This window comes from Kitasatospora sp. GP82 (assembly GCF_029892105.1).
GTDB lineage: Bacteria > Actinomycetota > Actinomycetes > Streptomycetales > Streptomycetaceae > Kitasatospora.
Map to the genome: position 1 here is coordinate 13,007 of NZ_JARZAJ010000010.1, position 24,531 is coordinate 37,537.

Here is a 24,531-nt window from a genome sequence, read left to right on the forward strand (position 1 = left end):
CGAATGGTCACCCTGGACCTGCGCCACGTGGCAAACCCCGCCCTGCGGGACCTGATCCACCTGGTCAACCTGCCCGACTTCGACCGCGCCCACCAGCAGATCGACCGCCTCGGCGGCTGCACCGAACCCGTGCGCCTGCTCGGCCAGACCACCACCATCGACACGGCAACCGGCGAGGTACTGCGCTCCTACACCACCACCGCCGAGCCCACCGGCAGCCTGCTGACGGCCTGCGGCAACCGCCGCGCCTCGCGCTGCCCGGCCTGCTCCCGCGTCTACGCCGCCGACACCTTCCACCTGATCCGCGCGGGCCTGACCGGCGGCAAGAGCGTGCCGGACACCGTCCGCACCCACCCCCGCGTGTTCGCCACGCTCACCGCGCCCTCTTTCGGCCCCGTCCACAACCGCCCCGCCGACACAGCCGGCGGCCTCCGGCCCTGCCGCTGCGGCAAGCGCCACGAACCCACGGACGCGCTGCTCGGCACACCGCTGGACCCGAAGACCTACGACTACCCGGGCGCGGTGCTGTTCAACGCCCACGCCGGAGCCCTGTGGGCGCGCTTCACGATCTACCTGCGCCGTGAGATCGCCGCCCGGCTCGGCCTGACCCAGAAGGCCGCCCGCGCCGTGCTGCGCGTCTCCTTCGCCAAGGTCGCCGAGTACCAGAAGCGCGGCCTGGTCCACTTCCACGCCGTCATCCGCCTCGACGGCCCTGACGGCAGCACCCAGCCCCCGCCCCCGTCCGCCACCGTGACCATGCTCGCCGACGCCATCCGGGCCGCCGCCGCCCGCGTCTCGGTCAGCGTTGTCTCGGACGCGGTCGGGGAACGCGAACTCGCCTGGGGCAAACAGCTCGACGTACGCGAGATCGCCGCCTTCGGCACCGACGCCGAACTGACCGATCACGCGGTCGCCGCCTACGTGGCCAAGTACGCCACCAAGTCCGCCGACTCATCCGGCGCTCTCGACCGCGCCCTGTACTGCCGCCCCTGCCAGGGACGCGGCATGACCCTGACCGGCCACGGAACCCCGCTCCAGTGCACCACCTGCGGCGGCACCGGACAGGCCCGGCCGCTGCCCCGCCTCGCCGTCGAACGCCACGTGCGGCAGATGATCCGCACCTGCTGGGAACTGGGCAAGCGTCCGGAGTTCGCCGGCCTCAAGCTCTGGAAGTGGGCGCACATGCTCGGCTTCCGGGGCCACTTCTCCACCAAGTCCCGCTGCTACTCCGTCACCCTCGGCCAACTGCGCGACGACCGCCGCGCCTGGCGCACCGAACAGGCCCGCGCGCACGCCGGCCTGCCCGACCTCGACCCGAGCACGACCCTCGTCATCGGCCACTGGGCCTACCACGGCTCGGGCTACAGCCCCGGCGCGCAACTCCTCGCCGCCGCCGTGTGCCACCGCAGAGAGCTGGAACGGCAGTTCACCGCAGAAGGCGGCTGCTGATGAGCACGTTGCTCGCGGTTTCGAGCACGGGCGAAGACCTGCTGACGGTCCCCCAGGTCATGGCCCGCCTCCAACTCGGCCGCTCCGCCGTCTACGACCTGCTCCGCTCCCGGCAACTCGCCTCCATCACCCTCGGCCGCGCCCGGCGCATCCCCGCCCACGCCCTCACCGACTTCATCCGCACCCGACTCGAACAGGAAGCCGCCTGATGCCCACACCCCGCGACACCCCCGCCTCCCGCCGCAGCCGCGCCAACGGCGACGGCACCGTCTACCAGCGCAAGGACGGCCGCTGGGAAGCCGCCGGCTACGTCCTCGCCCCCGGCGACACCCGCAAGCGCGTCCGCGTCTACGGCATCACCCGCAAGGAAGCCCTCGCCAAGCTCACCGAGAAGACCGCCGCCAGCAACCGCGGCGTCCCCGTACCGACCGCACAGGGCAGCGTCGGCGCCTACCTGACGTACTGGCTGGAGAACGTCGCCGTCCACCAGCTCCGCGAGAACACCCACACCCGCTACACCGCCTGCACGAACCGCTACCTCATCCCCGGCCTCGGAAAGAAGAAGCTCGCCAAGCTCACCGCCAAGGACGTCCGGACCTGGCTCAACCAGCTCCGCACCACCTGCCAGTGCTGCACCCGCCGCCTCGACGCCGCCCGCAACCAGCCCCGCTGCTGCGCGACCGGCATGTGCTGCGGCAAGCGGCTCTCCCCACTGACCCTCGCCTACGTCCACTCCGTGCTCAAGTCCGCCCTGGAGCACGCCGTCCGGGAGGAAGAGATCCCCCGCAATGTCGCCCGCAACGTCCGCATCGGCACGCCCCGCCCCCGCCGCTTCGAACCCCTCACCGCCGACGAAGCCCGCACCCTCCTCACCGCCGCCCAGGGCCACCGCCTCCACGCGCTGTTCGAACTCGCCCTCCGCACCGGACTGCGCAAGGGCGAAATCCTCGGCCTGCGCTGGGAAGACCTCGACCACGGCAGCGGCACCGCCAGCATCCGCCGTACCTTCCAGCGCACACGCAGCGGCGGCCTGACCACCCTGCCGACCAAGACAGTTAGCTCCGAACGCCGCATCGCCCTCCCGGCCCCCTGTCTGCTCTCGCTCCGCGCCCACCGCAAGCAGCAGGCCCAGGAGAAGGAGAAGGCCGGCGCGGGCTGGGTGGACAGCAGCCACGTCTTCACCCGGCCCGACGGTCACCCCATCGAGCCTGCCACCCTCACCCGCCACTTCAACGCACTCCTCCGCCGCGCACACCTCCGCCAGATCCGCTTCCACGACCTCAGGCACTCGACCGCGACCCTCCTCCTGGAACAAGGCGTCGAACTCGTCGTCATCAAGGAACTCCTCGGCCACGCCCACATCGGCGTCACCGCCACCGTCTACGCAAACCCTCGGGAATTGCATCAGCTGGGCGGGAAACCGCAGGTCGCGAGGTCAGGGCGGCGTCCGACGGGGGCTCCATCCTCCTACAACTTGGTGGCCTGATCAGGGAGTTTGTAGATCAGATCCCATCTGATGCAGGATTTGCCCTCTGGAAGGGAGGGCAGGAGTGGGTCAACAGCGACGTGCCGACCTGGCCGGGGCGGCTCATCTGGAACTGGTCTCCGGGGTGGTCCAGCTGCGTCCGCAGGACGCGATGGTCGAGGCGATGCTGCGGGGGTGGCGGGCCCAGCAGGCCGCCCGCGGGCTGCGCGAGGACACGGTCACCGCCCGCGAACGGCTCGTGCGCCGGTTTCTGGAGCACACCAACGAGTACCCGTGGGCCTGGACGCCGGGGCATGTGGACGAGTGGTCACTGTGGCTGACCAGCGAGAAGCACCTGGCGCCGTCCACGATCCGCAGCTACCAGGGCGGCCTGCGCCTGTTCAGTGAGTTCCTGATCGACGGCCGCTACGGCTGGGCGGTGGCCTGCGAGGACGCCTTCGGCACCCATCCGGTGGCGATCTGCCATGAGTGGAACACCATCGCCCACCTCAACGACTACGAGGGCAGGCCGGAGGCGAGGCCGTTCACCCGGGAGGAGATCCAGCTCTTCCTCGACTACGCCGACGACCAGGTCGACCGCGCGGTGCGCGCGAAGCGCAAGGGAGCCCTCGCCGCCTACCGGGACGCCACCCTCTTCAAGGTCATCTACGGGTGGGGCCTGCGCCGCACCGAGGCGGCCAAGCTTGATCTGGTGGACTTCGGCCGCAATGCCTCGGCTCCGCAGTTCGGCCGGTACGGCACACTCAACGTCCGCTACGGCAAAGCGAAGAAGGGCCAGCCGCCCCGGCGCCGGAACGTGCTGTCGGTGATGGACTGGGCGGTGGAGGCGGTCGCCGACTACGTCGAGATCGTCCGGCCGCGGTTCGGCTGCGAGGACCACCCCGCGCTGTGGGTGACCGAGCGAGGCGGCCGGATCAAGCCGGCGGAGATCAACGCCCGGTTCGTCGCCTACCGAGACGCGCTGAAGCTCCCGAAGGAGCTGGTCGTGCACTCCGCCCGTCACGCCTACGTCACCCACCTCACCGAGGACGGCGTCGACCGCCGCTTCATCCAGCAGCAGGTCGGTCACGAGAATGACAGCTCCACCGCCATCTACACCCACGTCAGCGACGACTTCATGAACACCATGCTCCACAAGGCGCTCGCGCCCGTGCTCGCCCCGACCACCTCCGCAGACAAGGACCGCTGATGGCCGCCAAGCTCGACTACCACTGGCACCTGCGCAAGGTCATGGCCGACCGGGGGCTGTTCTCCACCACCGACCTCATCCCACTGCTGGACAAACGCGGCATCACCCTGTCCTCCAGTCAGGTCTACCGGCTCGTCGTCGAACGCCCCGAACGGCTCAGCCTGAGAATCCTCATGGCCCTGCTCGACATCCTCGACTGCACCATGGACGACCTCATCGAACCCGTGCCCGCGGCCGGCGCCGCAACAACCAGCCGGATGAAGAAGGCAGTTGGCGCCGAGGCCAGTGTCGGTGACCTTCGACCCAAGCGCGCCCGCATCCGTGGTGCCGAGCAACCGTGACCACACCGGGACACCCAGGCCGGGCCATCTCCGACCCGATCGGAACGATCGCGGACCTGGTCGCAGCCATCGAACCTCAGCTGGCAATCGAGCAGATCCGCACCATGGTCACCAGCCTCGCGGGCGGCCGGGCGAAGGCCCGCCGCCTCGCCTCACACCTGGCCGAGCGTCCCGGCGTGCTGACCGACGGCCGGTCACCGGCGCCCAGGGCCATCGGTGACCTGCTCATCGCGCTCCGCGAGGCAGGCGCTTCGCACATCTCGTCCCCGTGCTGCGCCGACTGCGGCAAGCCGATGCGAACCTTCCAGCGCCGCGGGCAGGACTGGTACTGCTGGAGCTACAGACCGCAGCCCGAACCCTGCGCCGCCTGCGGCAACACCCGCCGCATCACGACGCGGGACCGCGCCGGGCGACCGCGCTGCAAGATGTGTCCGGACCTCGACGATCGGGATCCGATCACCGTCATCCATTCCGTGGTCACCGCTCTGGACCCGGCCGCCGATCGCGAGGCGATCGCCGATGCGGTCCGCCGGTCGGCACCACGCCCCTCCTACCAGCAGAAACTCGCCTGGGCCCTGGAAACCGACCCCGGCCTGCTCACCGGGGACGGGCACCTCTCACCCCTTCGCGCCATTCTGCGACTGATCGACCTCCTGCACACCGCAGGCATCGCCGGAGTCGTCCCACCCGCCTGTCCCCGCTGCCACAGAGTCGTCCGCATCGACAAACCACTCGACGGACAGCGGGTCTGCCGCACCTGCATCGCCCACAGCCGACTCCAGGACTGCTCGCGCTGCGGAGCCCACCGTGAACCCGCCACCCGCGACGGCCAGGGCCGGCCGTTGTGTCCGAACTGCCTGATCACCGACCCCGCGAACCTCGAACTCTGCATCAACTGCGGCCGCCGACGGCTGGTGGATACCCGCACGCCAGACGGCCCGATCTGTCCGAGCTGCCCCGCTCTTCGCACCGCGACCTGCTCCATCTGCGGCGAGAACAGGCCCTGCGGCACTTCCCGCGCCACCGGTCGCCCCTGGTGTCCCACCTGTCAACGCCGCACCGCCTCCTGCTCGGCCTGCGGCCGCATCGCAGCGGTCATCTCCGGCACCCTCGCCGAACCCCTCTGCGTCGACTGCACCGCCCCCGAGGTCTGGCACACCTGCCCCACCTGCACCGATCCCGACCATCCGCACCCAGGCCAGTGCGCCCGCTGCCTGCTCAACCAGCGCCTCAACAAGCTGCTGGGACCTCCAACCGAGACGCTCCACCCCGGGCTCCAGGCCCTCCGGCTCAACATCGCCACCGCCGAATACCCCACCACCGCCAGGCGCTGGCTGAACAAGCCGTCCGTCGCCCCGGTCCTCGCCGACCTCGCTGCCGGCCGACGACCACTCACCCACAAAGCCCTCGACGAACTGCCCGACACCCAGCCCCTCGCGCATCTGCGTCAAGTACTCGTCAGCGTCGGCGCCCTGCCCGAACGCGACGAGCACATGGCCCGCATCGAACGCTTCCTCGCCGATCTCCTCGCATCTCAGCAAGACCCTGACCAGCGCAGCCTCCTCCACCGCTATACGACCTGGCACCTCGTCAGACGCCTGCGCAGCAAGAACAACGGCCGACCCACCACGCCGCAGCAGTTCAACTCCATCCGCCAGCACACCCACGCAGCCGTCGCCTTCCTGGGCTGGCTCGCCACCCACAACCTCACCCTGGCCACCTGCGGACAGGGCGACCTCGACCGCTGGCTCACCGACGACTCGGCCACCTACCGCTGGACCGCCGGCCACTTCATCCGCTGGGCCCGCACCAACAAGCTGACCACCATCCACGCCCCCGCCCACCGCTGGAGCGGCCCGACCCAACCGCTGGACGACCAGCACCGATGGGACACCGCACGCCGGCTCCTGCACGACGGCACCCTCAAATCCGAGGACCGGCTGGCCGGCCTGCTTCTCCTCCTCTACGCCCAAACACCGGCAGCGATCAGCCGCCTGACCACCGCAGACGTCGAAGCCGACACTCAAGGAGTGCGCGTCCACCTTGGCCAAGCCCCCATCCAGCTGCCCGAGCCAGTAGCTGCACTCGCACGCGCCGTCTCAGCCAACCACAAGGGCCACGCGACCATCGGGGCACTGACGCCATCGCTCTGGCTCTTCCCCGGCGGCCAACCCGGACGCCCGATCAGCACCACCCAGCTGACCCAGCGGCTCAACAACCTCGGGATCCGCCCCAATCAGGCCCGCAGCACCGCGCTCTTTCAACTCGCCACCGAGATCCCCGCCGCGATCCTCGCCCGCACCCTGGGCATCCACACCGATGTCGCCGTCGCCTGGCAACGACTCTCCGCAGGCGACTGGACCAACTACGCCTCCCAGGTCAGCCACCGCATCAACCAGCCCCACCAGCACGGAGATGATCACCATGCCCCTCGATGACCAGCACATCTGGGCTCTGCTGAGAGACCTCGATGATCCCGACCACATGGAGTTCCCTCAGTACTACGACCACGCCACGACCCGAGCCCGATTCGACCAGCTCGCAACCAGGCTGGATCAGCGGTTCCACTGCACCTGCTCCGTCGATCGAGGCGTCCAGGACGCCAGTCACCACGGGACGATCGTCATCCCCACCACCGCGACGGCCAGCGGCGACCACGTCGCCATCCGCGTCAGCAACTTCGGCAACCTCGTCGCCGTGACGCTGGGGAACCCTGGCAGCTACGACGAGGAAGAAGAGAGCCTCCTCTTCGAGACTGCCGACCGGCACCGCATCGACGACGAACTCGAAGCGCTCGGCTATATCGCCGTCTCCGAGCACCTGCTCTGGACGCACTACGACGGCGCCAGCAACCTCGCTGCCTACAACCCGCCTGAGCACCCACCAACCTGGTGGGACCGCTTCTTTGACTACCTGTAAGTCCGCCCCGAGCAGCTCTGCATGGCAGGCATTCGGATAGTTCCAATACCCGACGTCACCATTACACGTCCGCCTCCGCCTCCAGCGCGACGCCATCGACCTCCTCGGCCGCACCCTCGGCGAGCCCTCCGAGGCCGCCCCCGGCCCCGACGACGGCGACGAGCCACCGCTTTGTGCAGCACCCGTCTGTTGACGTTGCCGTCAACTACTGCCGTCAGGACGCTCCGAGTGTTGCCAGAGGTATCGAAGGTGAATCAGGTCAGGAATCAAGGGTCATCGACTGACCAGCGACCCACTTGATATCCGAGGCGCTGATGTTGAATACCTCTGTAAACTCCCGGAGAACGGCTTGCTCATCGATGTCACCAACTCGATACAACACCGCCCCCTTGACCAAATTATCCAGGTCGTCAATTACCGCAACGAGCACCTGGGACGGCAGTCTCACTACTGCAAATCCGAGCCCATCCTCATCTTCTGGATATTCGAAGTTCAGATCAGCGAACGGCTCCTGATGGGCAGTTTGCACAAACATGGCGAGTGCCGCCTTCTCACCCCGCGCCGTCTCCCAGAACGAGATCCCAACCTGCTCCCAGCCAGACATTCAGTCTTCCTTTTTCTTCGCAACTAGAACTCGCACAAGCAGCCCAGGTCCGCAACGCGACCCAAGCCCCTATGAACTTACCCGGCCGGCCGCACCTAGCAGAAGCTTGGTGCGACCGGCCGGGCGCGTGATCACTCTGAACCGTACGGCAATCCCGGTAGGCCCAGTGATCACATCAGCCAGTCGACAGACTAGCCAATTTGCGTATTCTTACTGATGACGATTGGAATCTTTGCAAATCCATCCTCCAACCTCACCCCAGGAACCCTTCCAACTTCCCACCATGCATATCCGGGGAATGGCTCCCGAGGGCGAATAGTGGTATAGAACTCTACACCTCGGACACCGTCAGGAAGCGGGCCAATATGGGCCTTCGCGGCTTCATCTCCCCCCAAGCGCGAGAGTCCACCCCAAAGCTCACCATTCTCCTGCTGCAGCCGTGCATGCTCATCGGTCTGAGTCGGCGAGGCCTTCCGATGGAAAGGACCGTGGAGCAGCGTTTCCTGCGCCTCCTGTGCCGCTTCATCTCCCGTTGGCCCACAGTTATGGACCAGTACTGGCGTGGCCCCCGCAAGCACATAGTACGTGTGCAGGTCCGCGACGGTGAGGTTGTATGCGGTGTGCGGGTCAGTGTGGTAGGGGCGGGCGGCGACGACCTCGATGGTCGTGCCGTCCTGACCGCGAAGGTGATCGCCGGGCTTGAGGTCGGCGGCGTTGGTCCAGCGCTGGGTGGTGATGTCCCAGTACGGGTGGTGTGCCGTCGAGGTGATGGCCTGTTGCTCGGCTGGCGGGGCGCGGGGGCCGGCTGTCGAGAGGGTGAGGTCGGTGAACTCCTCGTCGTTCGGGGTAACGATGGTGGCAGTGACCGCACGGGGTGCGGTCACACCGGTCTGCGGATCGGTGGCGGTGACCTCGTCACCCAGCTGTATGCGGTCGATCGGCTTGGTGGTGCCGTCCGCCAGCTTCACCTGGGTACCTACCGGGAAGCTGTTGCACGAGCTTTCACCTTCACTGCTCGGGCGAGCACCCTTGCTGGTTTCGGTGGCCTCCTTGGCCGTCGGCTGAGCCGCACGCGCGCTCACACCACCGGCAGACTGTTCGGCGCTCTGGGCTGTCTGGGCCGCCACGGCACCGCCCACCCCGAGGGTCGCCAGCGCAGCGCCCCCGAGGGCGACGCCGCCCTCGACGCTCACACTGACCGCAGCGCCGGTTATGGCACCGGCCACACCGCCGACCTCCGCACCACCCAGCGCGGCTTCACCTGCGGCAACCAGCATGCCCGCACAGGCACCGGTGGTCATGATGATGCACGCTGCGCCACCAACGACGACGGCTGTGACGACCATCGCGGCAATGACCGGATGCTCCCTGACGACCTTGACGACTGCATGCGCAGCGCTCTGGGCCTTGCACTTCAGCCAACCGCCGAAACCGCCGCACTTGCTCTTCGAGTGGCCGCCAGAACCTCCGTTTCCTCCGTGGCCTGAACCGTTGCTGCCCGTTGTGGCCACGGACTGGTCGTGGGCAATCTGCGCGTTGTCCACCTCGGCCTGGGCCACAGGTGACAACGGGGTGCCGTCGCGCGGCCGATCCCTTGCCCCGCAGGTGTCCATGCACATCCACGCGAGTCCCGAAGGGTCGGCCTTGTCGACCGGCGAGTTGTCGCTGTAGGCGTAGCCGTTCCACTGCTGCGGGTCGAATTCCGCGAGCAGCGGGTCGGGGTTGAGGAAGCGTCCGTGGGCGGGGTCGTACTCGCGGGCGCCGAGGTTGGTCAGGCCGGTGACGTCGTCCTTGGTGCCGCCGACGAATCCCTTGTCTCCGGCCCACGTTGAGGCATCTGGCTGGGTGCCGCGCGGGTCGCCGAACGCATCGGTCGGGCGGCGGGTGACGGTCTGCGCGGCGTCGGTGTCGATCTGCACACCGTTGGTACCGTGCGGGTCGGACACCTGGTACACCAGCTTGCCGCCGCCGGTGGCCGCCGTGACCCGGGTGATCGTCAGGCCGCCCGGGGCGCTGTAGTAGCGCACGTCGGACATCGTTCCTGACGATGTGTCGAGAGTGACCTCGTCGGCACCCAGGTTGAGCGTGGTCCTGCCGGGGTCGCGGCGGATCAGCTGGCTACCGTCCGCGTCGTAGAGATAGGACGTGGGCTGCGACTGGCCGCTCTTGGCAAGGGTGTCGAGCTTGTCCTCACCATTCCAGGTGAGGGCCGTCGTTCCCGCCGTGTCAGTGATTCCGGTGGTGTTTCCGGCGACGTCGTACTGGTAGGAGGTCACCTTGGTACCGGAGGCCGACTTGACCGAGGAGCTCAGCAGGGCGTGCGGACCACCCGTGCCGCCACCCGTGTTCGGGGCGTTGGTCGCGGTGTTACGCCCGGTGCCGAACGTCTGGGTGGTGGTGACGTCCTTGCTGGTGTCACCAGTGGTGTCGTGCTGGACGAGGCCGGTGCGGTTGCCGGTGGTGTCGTAGCCGTAGGTCTGCCAGTACGGCGAGGGGCCACCGACGCTCGGCTTGGACGGAGTCCCGGTCCAGGCCGGGCCATTGGCGTTGGTGCAGCCGCCGATGCCGGGGACCGACTGTGCGGTGCCCGAGCCGTGGGCCGTACCGGAGGTGTCTGTCCACGTGCCGGTGGGCTTGGTGGTGGTGCCTGCGGTGTCGGTCCAGGCGTTGGTGAGCCGGCCGAGGTAGTCGTAGGTGAAGCACTGCTGGTCGGTCGCCGATCCGCTCTGCAGGTCGGTGGCCGAAGTGACCTGGCCGGCGGGGTTGTAGGTGTAGCCGGTCTGGTCGAGCGAGGTCTTGCTCACCTGCCGGTCCACGAACGACTGTGTAACGCGCCCGGTGGCCCAGTCGTACTGCTGGGTGGAGACGACCTGGGTTCCCCAGTCACCGATGGTGGTCCGCGTTGGCCGACCCAGTGGGTCGTGCTGAACGTCCGTCACCAGGGTGCTGTTGCCGCCGGAGGCGAGCAGCAGACCGGTGTTGGTATAGGCGTAGTCGACGCCTTCCGAGGGCAGGCCCCCCAGCGCTGGCAGATCCGTGTGGATCAGTGATCCGAGGATCGGCGAGTACTGGTTGCCCGTGGTGTACGTGCCCTTGAGAGAACCCTCGGACGCCGGGATGGTGGTGCTGGTGCCCAGCGGGCGGTACATGGTGTCGTAGCCGGTGACGGCCTGGGTGTACGCGGAGCCCGAGGCACCGCCCACGTACCGGGTGGACGAGGCGACCTGGCCCTTGGCGCCCGCCACCGTGTCGTACGTCCAGCCCGCGAGCTGGTTGGTCGGCGCCGCACTGCCCGCATACATGCCGGTCTTACGACCGAGCACGTCGTAGGTGTAGAGGAGCGTGTTGCCCTTGGCATCGGTGGTGGAAGAGATCCGCGAATTGGCGTCGTACGCCGTCGTGGTGGTACCGCTGTCCGGGTCGGTCACCGAGGTCTGCCGGCCGCGCAGGTCGAAGACGTACGACCAGACGTTCCCGGCGGAGTCGGTGCGCTTATCCGGCTGGCCGGCCGCCGTGTATGTGTAGGACGTCACGTTCGCGTCCGAGGCAACGCCGGTGGCAGTGGCGGTGCGGTACTGCCACAACTGGGTGGTACGGCCGCGGGCGTCGGTGAGCGTACTGCTCGGCTGTCCGCCCTGCGGCGGCGTCGAGTCGGTCCGGTCCACACCCGGGTAGGCGGTGCTGGACGTCCACTGCTGCTGCCCGTAGGAGACGAACGCGTCGGAAGCGACCCGGCCCTGGCCGTCGTAGGTGGCCCAGTCCTGCGCCGGCACCTGCGAGTCCTGCGGGGCGAACACCGTCCCATTCGGCTGGTTGGCAGCATCGAAGTACGGCGACGACTTCTTGACGGGCCAGCCGTGCGAGTCGTAGAGGGTGTCCGTGATCAGACGGCCGAAGCCCGGGCCGGCTGCCGAGGTGCTCTGGGTCTGGCGCAGCCGGCCGAGTCCGTCGTACAGATCGTTGCGGGTCGAGTAGGACTCGTCCTCGTTCAGCGAGTTGGAGGTGACCACCGACGGTGCGGTGAGACCGTTGACTGCGTACGAGAAGGTGTAGTTGGGCTTCAGATTGGTCGCGCGATCGGCGTTCCAGACCGAGGTCAGGCGCCCGAGGCCGTCGTACTGCTTGGTCGTGGTACGGCCGTTGGCATCGGTCGACACGAGCGGCTGGCTGCGGCCCGGGTCGAAGGTCTGGGACGTGGCCCAGGCCGCACCCATCGGTCCGGTCAGGGTGACCCGGGTCGGTATCGCGCCGCTGGTCGGCGTCAGATCGGTGGTTGTGACCCTGCCGTCAGGGCCCGCCGAGGTCTTCGGCCGGCCGTAGGCGTCGAAGGTCGCCGTGGTCAGCGTGGTGTAGACCGGGTTGCCGTCGGTGCCGTACGAGTCGATCGTCTGGGTGCTGGTCGGGTCGGCGGTCGCGCCTGCCTGGCCGAACGGCTGGCCGTCGAAGAGAGTGCGGCTGTCCTTCTGGGTGTTCGACGTGTTCGGCGTGGTGCCGCAGGGGCCAGTGACGGTCAGCTCGCGGGAGACGAGGGTGAGCATCATCGGGTTGCTGCCGACCGCGTAGCTGTTGGTGGAGCAGATCTCAGGCACGGCGGCGGTGCCGTCGCCCTTGTCGTCGACCTGGAGCGGCCGGTTCCCGTGGGTGGGGTCCGTGGTCGCGACAGATGAGATGGCCCGCCACGAGCCGTCCGCCTTCTGCCCCCAGGAGGTGCTGTCGGATCGGGTGGACGTGAAGCGGGCGACCAGGTCCGGCATGCCCTTGGCCTGCTTGTGGGTAGCCGTGACCACATCCCCGGACGCGACCGCTGCGTCGGCGACGACAACGGCGCCACCCGACTTGTCGTAGGTCTGCCGGCCCAGGACGGCACCTGCGAGCCAGTTGTCGTCGGTTCTGGTGACCGGCGTGGCTCCCAGGTACGGGGTGAAGGACACCGAGACGCTGCGGGTGCTGCCGTCAGCCTTGCGGTCGCCGTCCATGCCACGCAGGTAGGTGCTCACCTGCTGGGTCTTCGGGGCCTCGCCGGGGTAGGCGCTACCGGTGGTGGTAGTGACCGTCTGGTAGCCGCGGAACTCGTCCCAGGTCCGGGTGTTGTCCTCGGTCAGCTCGGAGTCGTTGCGGTGCCACGCTGCGCCGCCGCCGTAGCTGTAGTCGGTGGACTTGACCAGGCTTGGTCCGGTGACCGCGTCCTGCTCGGAGAGCGAGGAGACCAGGTACTTGTGGAACCAGTCCTTCACCGGGTCCGGCGAGGACGAGCCGGGCAGATACCACTTCACCGGCATGCAAGCTCTGGTGTTGCCGTCCTCGGAGGATGGCATGGTGTTGTTGATCCGTGAGCACTCGGTCGACTGATAGTTGACCGTGATCTTGCCGCCGGTCTCCGTGACGATCTGCTGCATGCGCGGCCGGTTGAACGCCGGCTCGGCGGGGACGAGACCGTCCACGCGGTTGGCCAGCATCCGCTCGGTGAAGGTGACTGCGGGCAGCGTCTGAGCCGACTGTCCATTGCTGCCGGTACGCTGGATCGAGCTCAGCCACAGCGAGGGCTTCGTCCCGTCACCCGGGTCCGGGAACTTGAACTTGAGGTCCCAGGTGTCGATCGTGGTGTAGGAAGTGCCGACCAGCACCTGGGTCTCGATCTTCGCCAGCCGCAGCGGGGACCAGAACGTCGGCGAGTAGTTGGTGCAGGCACCGGTGGCGGCACAGTTCTGGTCGAGCGGAGTGTCCGGCCAGGACGACTGGTTGGCCGTGGTGCGCTGGGCAGAGGTGCAGGTGATGCTGCCGTTCGGGGTGCAGCGTTCGGCGGCAGTGAACAGCACCTTGGCCGCCGGCTTCGCACTGCCGTTGGCCGCGATCTGCTCGGGCAGGCGCTGCCCGTATGCGATCTGGGCCAGCTCGGCGGCTCGGACATAGGCGGTGAGCGTGCCGTTGCCATTGTTCTGGCCGCCACCGCGGCTGTAGTTGTTCATCTCCTGCTGGTAGCCGAAGGTGATCAGGTTCTGGTGCGGGTCCACGACATAGTCGAGGTTCCAGCGCCAACCTTCCTGGCACCAGGACGCCTTGCCCTTGGCGGCGTCGTAGCAGTCGTCACCGCTGTTGGGCGAGTACACCGGCTCGTACTCGACGGAGTTGGCCGCCGGGTCGCTGTTACCGCCACCCGGCAGGTGGTTGGCACCGAAGTAGAACGCAGTACCGTCGGTGGTGGTGACCTTCCAGTACTCACCGTTGCGCGCCTCGTTGGCCGCGCCGGTCAACCGCTCGACCTTCGAGCCGTCGTCGCCCTGTAGGCGCCAAGTACCGGTTGCGTCGTCGCGCACCAGCGTCCCGGAGTGGCCGCCGAGGTTCAGCTGGGCATTCCAGCCGGCCCAGCACTGGTCGCCGGAGTTACTGATGCCGTCCTTGTCGCAGCTCCGGTACGACCGCTCGATGAAGCCGGGCTGGTAGTCCCAGCCCTCGCCGACCCAGGATGCCTGCGCGTTGGTCGAGGAGGTCTTGCCGTCGATCGACGAGGAGTCGTACGAGAGGCTGACCGACGGCGCCGAGCCACCGATGGCGGCCGGGGTCTGGATCGGATACGAGTAGGTGAAGCTGCCTGTGTTGGATCCGGCGCCCCAGGCCGCGGACGGCGAGAGCGGTGACGCCGAATAGCTGCCCATGGCTCCGCCTGCTGCGGATTCGGCCGCCAGCACGGTGGCCGACGACGAGCCGACAGCGGCGGTCTGGAGCAGGCCCTGCTGCGGTGTACCGGCACGGTGGGCGCCGGAGGAGAGCGCGCTTTTCGCGGAATCCGCCGGCTGCTTACCGGGCAACTTCACCTCGGCGGTGACCACACCGGTACGCGCGTCGACGGAGGAGGCGACGGGGGTGTGCTCGCGGCACTCGGCCAGCTGCGGTGTCGTCAGCGCGCAGGCAGGCAGGGCCACCAAGCGGGCGCGGTCCGACCATCCGTCGCCCTGAAGAGCTTTCACGTCGATCGCGACCGTGACGCTGTGCGCCACACCCTCGACGGGAGCCGTGTCCGTCAGCGCGACCACGGGCCCGCGGACTCCGGCGGCTTCACCCTTCGCCGGGTCCGTCACCTCGACACGCACCTGCCGGGCCGAGCCGTCGGCCCTCTTGGCCGGAGCGAGCGCTACCGGCAACTTCCCTGCCTGCATGGGAGTTTGGCCTCCCGCTGCGGGAGCCGAACCGGCGAGACTCCTGGGGAGAGGGCCTGCGTCGGCGCCCAGGGCCACCATCGCCGACCCGGCCACCGGTTGATGTCCCGAGGGCTTCCAGTCGCGCGGTACGGGGAACTGGGGCGGGCCGAGCTTACCTATGGCGAGGTCCTTGCCGCGGACCGATTTCATGCCCTTGCCCAGGGGTGTACCCAGCGGGGTCCACACCTTGCCATGGGGCCGACGGGCTGCCAACGCCTCGGCGGACGGCGCCGCCAGAAGGGTCATCAGGACCGCCAGCAGACTTATGAGACTCAGCCAGCGAGGCCGACTACGCAGCCATCGCCCGACTGGTCCTTGAGCGCACGCGGCTCTCAAAGTACCACTCCGAGTGTTATCCACCCCAACGGGTGGGCTTGTTGACGTAAAGATCCGAAGATCAGTCAGACCTTAGAAGCCGTCACCGACGATCCGTCTGTCCACGGACACGACAGGGCCAGTGATTTGCAAATTCTTTACCGATTAGCTGACTATCAATCAGGACATATGGCGATATCGCGATTTGTCATTTGACGGCACCCCTATGGAACCCACATCGTTCCGCTCCGAACAGCTGCGCGAAGTCCGCGAGTGCTGAGAGGGGAGCGAATCACCATCATGCTGTATACAAAACCGACAAATCCGGTGCCGAAAACACCAGGCGCACCGCAACGACGAACCTCACGGCTGGTGGCTCTGGCAGTGACCACCGTGCTGGCTATAGGGCTGCCGACCATTCCGGCCGTCGGCGCCACCGGGTCGACGCCTTCGGCTGCCGTCCAGGCCACTCCGACGGATCGGGATCAGGCCATCCTGAACGCCCGCCTGGGGGCGAAGTCCACTGGCAAGGCTGTCGTGGTGGACGCACTGACCACCGAGACCTCGCAGACACTGGCCAACCCGAATGGAACACTGACAAGCTCCGACTACGTCGCACCCGTGCGGGCCAGGCGCGGTACGAACTGGGCAGACCTGGACACCACGCTGCGTAGGAATGCCGACGGGACGATCAGCCCGGCAGTCACCACGAACGGACTGACAATCTCCGGCGGTGGTGGCAACCCGCTGGCCACCATCACCACCGCCGACGGCAAGAAGCTCGCCGTCACCGCCCCGTTCACGCTGCCCGCACCCACGCTGGCCGGTGACACCGCCACCTATCCCGCGGTCCTGCCCGACGTCGATCTACAGCTGACCGCCCTGCCGGACGGTGGCTGGCGGGACGTCGTCATCGTGCGCACCGCGACCGCAGCCGCCGATCCGAAGCTGAAGACCCTGCACTTCCCGCTCAGCGCCACCGGCCTGAGCGTGACGACCGACACAGTCGGCAACATCAGCCTCAAGGACACCGACGGGAAGGTGCGTCTGCACGCCCCAACGCCATTCCAGTGGGACTCCGCTGCGCCCGTCGCTGCCGCCAGGGCCGCCAAAGCGAGCCCGCGAATCACGGCGGCAGCTCCGCCAGCCGATGGCCGGTCCAGCGCGACAGCACCAGGTGCGGGCGCCACCGTCACCCGGATCGGAGTCAAGGCCACCGACACCGCGATCGACCTCACCCCCGACACCGCGACATTCGGCAAGGGCACCGGTCCCTGGTATCTCGACCCGACGCTCAGCAGCGGGGCCAGCAGCACGCAGGCCTCCGTCCAGGTCCAGGAGAACTACCCGGACATCGAGAACTACAACGCGGTGACCAACCTCGGCACCGGCTACTGCGGCTATGACGACTGCACCGGCTACGGCCGTTACCGGGCCTACTACCAGATCGGTGTCAACCCGACCCTCTACACTCAGCCGAGCGGCGCACCCAAACCGCCGACCATCTACAGCTCGACGTTCTACGGGAACGTGACCGACGCCTCCAGCCCCGGCACCGAGGTTCCGCTCGGGCTCTACGACACACCGCAGATCAACAGCCACACGGCGTGGAACAACCAGCCGTGCGGCGACGGGATGAGCGGCTGCGACAAGGTCGGGGCCTCCTTCAGGATCACCGGAACTGGCCCGATCACCTACGACGTGACCTCCATGATGCAGAGCGCCGTCGCTCAGAAGTGGAGCAACTGGACGGTCGCGATCGTGCCCGACGACGAGACCGACAAAACCTATCGGAAGCACCTTTCCAACAACCCGAAGATCGTCACCAACTACGACATCACCCCCAGCATCTGGTACCCGCGCACCAGCCCCGCACCGGGCTTCGCCAGCACCAACCAGCACAACGACTGCCAGAGCCCCGGCGGCAACGCCTCGTACAACCCAGGCTGGGTGGGCGCCAACCAGAATGTCACCCTGTCGGTGAACAACTGGTCCCCTGCCGGCCTCAACCTGCACTCCGGGTTCCGGATGTGGGACGACAACAACAGCCAGTTCAACTGGTCCGCCGACAGCGGATGGCAGGGCTCGTCCAACGCGGCGAGCGTCTCCATCGGCATCGGGTCCCTCAGCGACGGCCACCAGTACCATTGGGCGGCCAACGCCACCGATGACGTCCTCACCTCGTCGGATTCCGCCTCGTGCTACTTCCGGGTCGACAAGACCGCCCCGACGGTGAGCGTGATCTCCACCGACTTTCCCCCCTCGGGCACGGCGAACAGCAACCCGACCAAGTTCAACACCGACGCGGGCAGCTTCACCATCAGCGGGACCGATCCGGCTCCGAACGGCAGCAGTGCCTCAGGCGTCGCGTGCTTCCGCTGGACCAACAACCCCGCGCCGGTCACCGGCTGGCGGTGCGGTGATGCGGGAACCGTCACGGCCGACGCCTCGGGTACGGCCAACTTCAACTACACACCGGGCACTTGGGGTACCAACATCCTCTATGTGCAGTCGCAGGACAACGCCGGTAACTACAGCCAGCCCGCAGCTTACAGCTTCTACGCACCGTGGAAGCCCAACAGTCTGCCGGTCTTCGGCGACCTCACGGGAGACGGGAAACCCGATGTGGTGCTGCCGGACGCCAACGGCAACCTTCGGCTGATCCGCCCCGCACTCGACGGGGCAACCTCTGCCGGGAACATCAGCGGCGCTGCCGCGACCTCACCGACCGGTAACTGGACGGGGGTCCAGATTACCCACCGCGCCTCGCTGTTCGGCGGCGTCGCGGTGGACGACCTGATCGCCCACCCTGCCCGCGACCCCAAGCTGTACCTCTACCAGAACGACGGCCACGGCAACCTCGTCTCCCGCACTTCGTTCTACAAGTCCGGCACCACCGCCAAAACCCCCGTCACCTGCCAGGACATCACCGGCGCGACCATCGCCTGCCCTTCAGACTTCGGGAGCGACTGGTCCAACGCCACTCAGATCCTCGCCGTCGGCACCCCGGAGGGCGAGAACGTTGCCACGGACACCAACGGCAACCACGTCCTCACCCGTACCTCACTCCTCGCCGTCATCAACCACCAGCTCTGGCTCTTCCCTCCCGGCACCACCAGTGCCCGGCTGCTCAAGCCGACCGACACCCAGGTTTCCAAGGGCGACTGGGATAACTACGACCTGATCGGGCCCGGCCCGGCCAACGGCGGTAACCAGCCGACCCTGTGGACACGCGACCGTATCAACGGCACCATCCACGCCTATCCGATCACCAAGAACGCGGACGGCTCACCCAACTTCAGCGCGCTCGCCGATCCGACCACCGGCACCATTGCGAACACCGGCGGAGTGTCCCCCTCCGCCTTCCCCCTGGTCGGCTCCAATGGCGATCTCACTGGTGACGGCATCGCCGACCTCTGGGCATTGGACGCCAACGGGACGCTGGTCGTCTGGCCCGGCCATACCTCCGACAACACAACCGCCAAACCGGTTACCGACTTCGGCACCCGGTTTACGGTGGGCGACCTCCGCGCGCCGCTCGGCCGCTGGAAGCTCAACGAAGCGACCGGCAGCACCACCGCAGCCGACGCCACTGGGCTCCACCCGTTGACTGCCCAGGGCGGCACAGCCTTCCACAGCGAGCCGGTCGGCGGCCGGACAGCCAACGTCGCCGCGTTCAACGGCACCGACTCCACACTGACGACGGGCGGCTTCAACCTCGACACCACCCAGTCGTTCACCGTCTCCCTCTGGGCCAAGGCGAACACCTCCGGCGGCGTCGTCCTTTCCCAGGAGGGTACGGCTGCCAGCACCCTCCAACTCTGGCCCATCGACCGGGGGTCCGGCGTGTCCGAGTGGCGATTCGGCATGGCGGCGTCCGACACCAACGGCGCCGTCATCGACCAGACGGACTCCAGCAACGCCGCCGCACGGGTGCAGTTCGGTACCTGGCAGCAGCTGACGGCCTCCTACAACGCCGACACCAAGCAGCTGTTGCTCTACGTCAACGGCTCACTCGCCTCGACCGGACTGCACCGCTCCATGTTCCAGACCGGTGGACCGCTCGTACTGGGCAGGTCCAAGAGCAACGGCGCGTCGGCGAGCTACTTCAACGGCAGCGCGGCCGAGGTCTCGGTCTACCCGTTCGCCAGTGCGGTGACCACCGCCGCGCCGACAGTGATCCAGGGCGCCACCAGCCCCGCGAAGTGCCTCGACGACAGCAACGGCCAGACCAGCGACGGCAACTCCGTCCAGATCTGGGACTGCAACCCCGCCAACACCAACCAGCAGTGGAGCGTCAACGCCAACGGTACGATCACCAATCAGGGCCACTGCCTGGATGTCAGCAACGGAACGGCGGCGAACGGCACCCTCGTCCAGCTGTGGAGTTGCGTCGGCAACCTCAACCAGCAGTGGCTTCCGACCGGCACCGGCGGCCTGTACAACCCGGCCTCTGGTCGCTGCCTGGACGACAACAACGCCAGCACCGACAACGGGACACGCCTCCAGGTCTGGGACTGCGCCAGTGTGACGGCTCAGCGCTGGAGCATCTCGAACGCGGCACCCGTGCGGACCGCCGCGCTCCCCGGGAGCTGACGACGGCGTTCTGACCCAGGTGCCACCCGCTGCCGTACGCCGGCCCCCGATGCGATCCCAGGGTCGCGTCGGGGGCCGAGTTGCCGATGCCATGCCTCCGCATCCCGCATGCCGGATGCCGGATGGGGCTTCCGTCCCACCCGGGCGGGACGGCGCTCAGCGGGAAGCGGTGAGCAGGCGGCGGGCCAGGGTGCGGAGCTGCTCGTCGGGGTGGACTCGCGTGGCGGGCCAGGTGTCGCCGAGGAGGCGGAGTGGGGAGAAGGCGAAGGCGCGGAGGGTGGGGAGGAGACGGTCGGGGATCCGGCCGGTGTCGGCGAGGGCCTGGAGGGCTCGGAGGCCGATGGGGGAAGCGGCGACCAGGTCGGCGAGGACCGGGACGGCGCGGGTGGAGGTGCCGGTGATCCAGTGGTGGGCCTCGGCGGCGGCCATTCTGCTCCAGTCCTGGGGGGAGGTCAGCAGCGGCTCGACGAGCGGGAGGAGCCCGACGGCACAGGGCCCCAGCGGTTGGAGGCGACTGAGGTGCCAGTGGGTCTGGCCCGAGGTCGTGAGCAGTGTCTCGAAGGCGGTGAGCGCCGGGGCGGCGTCGCCGGTCAGCTGGTAGTGGGCCACGGCGGCCGAGCTGCGGAGCGACGGGTCGTCGCTCCGCATGGCCGCGGTGAGGAGGGCGAGGATCTCCTGGTCCGGTATGCCGCAGCGGCCGAGCTGACGGGCCGCCACGACGGCCGCGCGGTTGGTCCGCAGGCAGTCGGCCAGTTCGGGCAGTGCCTGGCGGGCCGCGGCACCCATCGGTGCGAGGGCGTTGACGAGGGCGATCGCCGCGTTGTCGGTGGCCCCTTGGGCCAGTTCGCGGCGGATCGCCGGTATCAGCTGATCGGCCGCCTCGGGGAAGAACTCGGCGGCGGCGCCGAGCGCCTGGGCGGTGGGGCGGCTCAGCGCCAGCGGCAGGGCTCGCGAGTCCCGGCAGCGCAGCAGGGCGGCGAGCGCGGCGGCGGCCGTCCCCTCGTCCTGCGATCGGGCGTGGCGGTGGAGCGTGTCCCGGACGTCCGCGCCGGGGCTGGGCAGGTACCCGATCCAGCGGGTGACCTGACGGAGGCGGTAGTTGAGGCCGGTGGCGTCCTTCTGGTGCGGGAGGGCGGCGATCAGCAGCGCGACGATCTCCGGCTCGCGGTCGCGCCAGGTCGCGGCGATGTCGTCGACCAACCAGGAGCCGCGCGAGCCGAGGTCGCCGTCCTCGATCCAGCGGGCGGCGACGGCGAGTGCGGTGTCCGGGTCCCTGGTGAGCAGTTGGCGCAGCCGTTCGTCCTGGGTGGTCCCGCCCTCCCAGGGGAATTCGTCGCTCGCCGCGCCCGGGTCGGCACCGGCCTCGGCAAGGATCGCCACCGGCTCGGCCGGGTACGGTGGTTCGCTCTGCTCCACGGCCAGCATGGCCGCCGCCAGCCGGACTTCGGGCAGCGGGCTGTCGAGCGCCTCGATCCGACGGCCCAGACGGGCAAGTACGTACAGCGCGTCCGCCCGCACCACCGGGACGGGATCGTCGGCGTACAGCTGCTCGGCCCCGGACAGGACGGAGTTGCGCAGCTGCGCCGGGAGCAGCTCGGCCACGGCGCCGACTATTCGGAGCATGGCCCGGCGGATGGCGCGCTCGGGGTCGTCGAGGCACGGCAGCAGCTCCGGCAGGACCCGGCAGAGCTCGGAGCAGACCGCGGCGACCGGACTGGTGGGCCAGTGCGGCGAGTCGATGTCCTCGGGGTCGTGGTCGGCGAGGGTGGCGAGCAGCATCAGCACCTCGTCCCGCTTGGCCGGGGCGTGCCGGGCGGCGTGGGCGAGGAACGGCACGGCGGGGGCCGAGGCCGGGTAGACCGTGCCCTGGTGGTGGATGTTTCCGTAGAGCTCGTCGACGGCCTCGGCGACGGTGTCCTCGTCGGTCGAGTGGAGCGCCCTGATCAGCTCGGGGACGTCCGATGCCGAACCGTAGGCGTGGGTCAGGGTGTGCCACTGGACCTCGTCCAGTTCAGCCGGGGATCTCATGGGTCTGCGCTCCTTGTTGCTCTGCTGCGCACGACCGTAGCGATCATCACTGACAACGCCGCAGGCGGCAGGCCCTGCAAGGGGTCAGGAGGTGCGGCCCAGGGTGGCGAGGTAGGCGCGCCAGCCGCCGAACTCGGTGATCTCCTTGTGGACGCCGCGCTCCAGTTCGCCTCGGGCGAGGACCATGGAGAGGCAGGGGGAACCGTCCGCGAGCTCGATGATGCCGAGTTCGAGTTCGCGCGGCTCGCCGGGGAGGATGACGTCGCGCAGGTGCTCCAGGGTGACGTCGTAGAGCTCGCCCTCGATGGCGGTGCCGACCTCGGGCGCGGGCAGCAGCCCGGGACACTCGTCGCGGATGGAGAAGAAACGGTAGCCGGGAGCGGTGGTGACGGGGCCGATCAGGGCGTCGGCGACCGAGTGGTGGAAGGGGCCGCCGACCATGGCCTGGCCGTTGAAGAAGATACGGGCCATCAGAGGTCTCTCCTGACAGGGAATGCGCGGGGGACGAACGGTTGCGGCCGGGGCGAACCTCCCCAGGAGTCCCCGGCCGCAGCCGTGCTGTTGTGTCCGTGACGTATCTGGCGGGCGGCGCGCCCTACGGAACGGAGCAATCGGTGCTGCGGATTCGCCGACCTGTAAGGAGGGCCGACCGGCGGCGGGTGGATAGATTGAGGCTCAGCCGAGCAGCTCGTACGCCGGAAGGGTGAGGAAGTCGACGAACTCCTCGGCCAGCGAGAGCTGTTCGAAGAGCTTGGCGGCCTCGGCCCAGCGCCCACCGGCGTAGGTGACGTCGCCGAGTTCGGTGCGCAGGGCGGTGAGTTCCTCGGCCACGAGCCGGTGGACCAGCTCGGCGGTGGCCTTCTCGCCCGTGTCGGCGAGGATGACACCGTTGTGGATCCACTGCCAGATCTGCGAGCGGGAGATCTCGGCGGTGGCGGCGTCCTCCATCATGTTGAAGATGCCGACCGCGCCGAGGCCGCGCAGCCACGCCTCGATGTAGCGGATACCGACCTGGACGGCGTTGTGCAGTCCGGCCCGGGTGCAACTGCCGCCGGCGCCCGCGATGTCGAGCAGCTGAGCCGCCGTCACACTCCCGGCAGGGCCCGGGTTCTCCTTCTGGTTGGGGCGCTCGCCCAGGACGGCGTCGAAGGAGGCGCGGGCGACGGGGACGAGGTCCGGGTGGGCGACCCAGGAGCCGTCGAAGCCGTTGCCGGCCTCGCGGTCCTTGTCGGCCTTGACCTTCTCCAGGGCGGCCGCGTTGACCTCCGGGTCCTTGCGGGAGGGGATGAAGGCGGCCATACCGCCGATGGCGTGGGCGCCGCGCCGGTGGCAGGTCTGCACCAGCAGCCGGGTGTAGGCGGCCATGAACGGCGAAGCCATGGTGACGCTGTTGCGGTCCGGCAGGATGTAGTGCGCGCCCGCGTCGCGGAAGTTCTTGACGATCGAGAAGAGGTAGTCCCAGCGGCCCGCGTTGAGACCGGCGGCGTGGTCGCGCAGCTCGTAGAGGATCTCCTCCATCTCGAAGGAGGCCGTGATGGTCTCGATCAGGACGGTGGCCCGGATGGTGCCGTAGGGGATGCCGAGTGCGGCCTGGGCGTGGGTGAAGACGTCGTTCCAGAGCCGGGCCTCAAGGTGGCTCTCGGTCTTCGGAAGGTAGAAGTACGGGCCCGAGTTGGGGTCCTCCGCACCCTTGGCGAGCAGTCGGGCGGCGTTGTGGAAGAAGTACAGACCGAAGTCGAGGAAGGCGCCGGCCACCGGGGTGCCGTCGACCAGCAGGTGGTTCTCGTTGAGGTGCCAGCCGCGCGGGCGGACCACGACGGTCGCGAGCTCGGCGGCGGGCCTGAGGGTGTAGGCCTTGCCCTGGGGGGAGGTGAAGTCGATCCGGCCCTCGAAGGCGTCGATCAGGTTGATCTGGCCGGTGACCGCGTTCTCCCAGGTCGGCGCGGTGGCGTCCTCGAAGTCGGCGAGCCAGATCTTCGCGCCGGAGTTGAGCGCGTTGACGACCATCTTGCGGTCGGTCGGGCCGGTGATCTCGACCCGGCGGTCCTGCAACGCGCGCGGGGCCTCGGCGACCTTCCAGTCCCCCTCGCGGATCGCGGCGGTCTCGGGGAGGAAGTCCAGGGTGCCGGCCCTGGCGATCTCGGCGCGGCGGGTTTTCCGTCGGGTCAGGAGTTCCTGGCGGCGGCCTTCGAATGCGCGGTGGAGCCCGACCACGAAGGCGACCGCCTCCGGGGTGAGCACCTCCTCTGCGCGGGGGACGCGCGGACCGGCGACAGTGACGACCGGAGCGGCGGGGGAAGCGCCGACGGGTCCCTGTTCTGCAGCCATGGGCAGGACACTCCTTGGACGGTTGAGCCAGCGAAGGGAGTTCCGGTGGGAACTTCCTTGATCTGAACCCGCGTACTGGC

At 68.6% G+C, this 24,531-nt stretch carries 13 protein-coding genes; 8 read left to right on the top strand and 5 right to left on the bottom strand.

The window, feature by feature from the left end; genetic code table 11:
• Positions 1–3 precede the first annotated feature (3 nt).
• From P3T39_RS12250 to P3T39_RS12280, 7 genes are all read left to right on the top strand, one after another.
• Positions 4–1,449, top strand: coding sequence for a replication initiator (locus P3T39_RS12250; RefSeq protein ID WP_280697529.1), 1,446 nt, complete (start codon positions 4–6; stop codon positions 1,447–1,449).
• Positions 1,449–1,658: a helix-turn-helix domain-containing protein gene (locus tag P3T39_RS12255; protein WP_280697530.1), complete on the top strand. Its 210-nt coding sequence runs from the start codon at positions 1,449–1,451 to the stop codon at positions 1,656–1,658. The genes P3T39_RS12250 and P3T39_RS12255 overlap by 1 nt, the downstream gene beginning before the upstream one ends.
• Entirely contained in the window at positions 1,658–2,935 is a 1,278-nt protein-coding gene (locus tag P3T39_RS12260; RefSeq protein ID WP_280697531.1) for a site-specific integrase, read from the top strand. Before P3T39_RS12255 ends, P3T39_RS12260 begins: the two co-directional genes overlap by 1 nt.
• Positions 2,936–2,999: 64 nt before the next feature.
• Complete coding sequence (locus P3T39_RS12265) at positions 3,000–4,124, top strand: tyrosine-type recombinase/integrase (protein ID WP_280697532.1); 1,125 nt, start codon at positions 3,000–3,002, stop codon at positions 4,122–4,124.
• Positions 4,124–4,465, top strand: a complete 342-nt coding sequence (locus P3T39_RS12270) for a helix-turn-helix transcriptional regulator (RefSeq protein WP_280697533.1) — start codon at positions 4,124–4,126, stop codon at positions 4,463–4,465. The genes P3T39_RS12265 and P3T39_RS12270 overlap by 1 nt, the downstream gene beginning before the upstream one ends.
• Positions 4,462–6,903, top strand: a complete 2,442-nt coding sequence (locus tag P3T39_RS12275) for a site-specific integrase (RefSeq protein WP_280697534.1) — start codon at positions 4,462–4,464, stop codon at positions 6,901–6,903. Before P3T39_RS12270 ends, P3T39_RS12275 begins: the two co-directional genes overlap by 4 nt.
• The gene (locus P3T39_RS12280) at positions 6,890–7,384 is read left to right on the top strand and encodes a hypothetical protein (protein ID WP_280697535.1); all 495 of its coding nucleotides are present in this window, start codon (positions 6,890–6,892) and stop codon (positions 7,382–7,384) included. The genes P3T39_RS12275 and P3T39_RS12280 overlap by 14 nt, the downstream gene beginning before the upstream one ends.
• Positions 7,385–7,643: 259 nt before the next feature.
• On the opposite strand, the gene P3T39_RS12285 is transcribed toward P3T39_RS12280, so the two are convergent.
• Both P3T39_RS12285 and P3T39_RS12290 read right to left on the bottom strand, forming a co-directional pair.
• A complete protein-coding gene (locus P3T39_RS12285) occupies positions 7,644–7,988 on the bottom strand; it encodes a hypothetical protein (RefSeq protein WP_280697536.1) in 345 nt (114 codons plus the stop codon).
• A gap of 191 nt (positions 7,989–8,179) precedes the next feature.
• On the bottom strand, positions 8,180–15,430 hold the full coding sequence (locus P3T39_RS12290) for a polymorphic toxin-type HINT domain-containing protein (RefSeq protein WP_280697537.1): 7,251 nt from the start codon (positions 15,428–15,430) through the stop codon (positions 8,180–8,182).
• A gap of 441 nt (positions 15,431–15,871) precedes the next feature.
• Here P3T39_RS12290 and P3T39_RS12295 point away from each other — a divergent pair, with 441 nt between their 5' ends.
• Positions 15,872–20,095, top strand: a complete 4,224-nt coding sequence (locus P3T39_RS12295; RefSeq protein WP_280697538.1) for a ricin-type beta-trefoil lectin domain protein — start codon at positions 15,872–15,874, stop codon at positions 20,093–20,095.
• A gap of 156 nt (positions 20,096–20,251) precedes the next feature.
• Here P3T39_RS12295 and P3T39_RS12300 read toward each other — a convergent pair whose 3' ends face one another.
• From P3T39_RS12300 to aceB, 3 genes are all read right to left on the bottom strand, one after another.
• Positions 20,252–22,123, bottom strand: a complete 1,872-nt coding sequence (locus tag P3T39_RS12300) for a hypothetical protein (RefSeq protein WP_280697540.1) — start codon at positions 22,121–22,123, stop codon at positions 20,252–20,254.
• A gap of 84 nt (positions 22,124–22,207) precedes the next feature.
• Positions 22,208–22,594 (bottom strand): gamma-glutamylcyclotransferase, encoded by a 387-nt coding sequence (locus P3T39_RS12305; protein WP_280697541.1) that lies wholly within the window; start codon positions 22,592–22,594, stop codon positions 22,208–22,210.
• A 204-nt stretch (positions 22,595–22,798) separates the two neighbouring features.
• Positions 22,799–24,451 carry a malate synthase A gene (aceB, locus tag P3T39_RS12310; RefSeq protein ID WP_280697543.1) on the bottom strand — a complete coding sequence of 551 codons (1,653 nt, stop codon included), beginning with the start codon at positions 24,449–24,451 and terminating at the stop codon, positions 22,799–22,801.
• Positions 24,452–24,531: the final 80 nt, after the last annotated feature.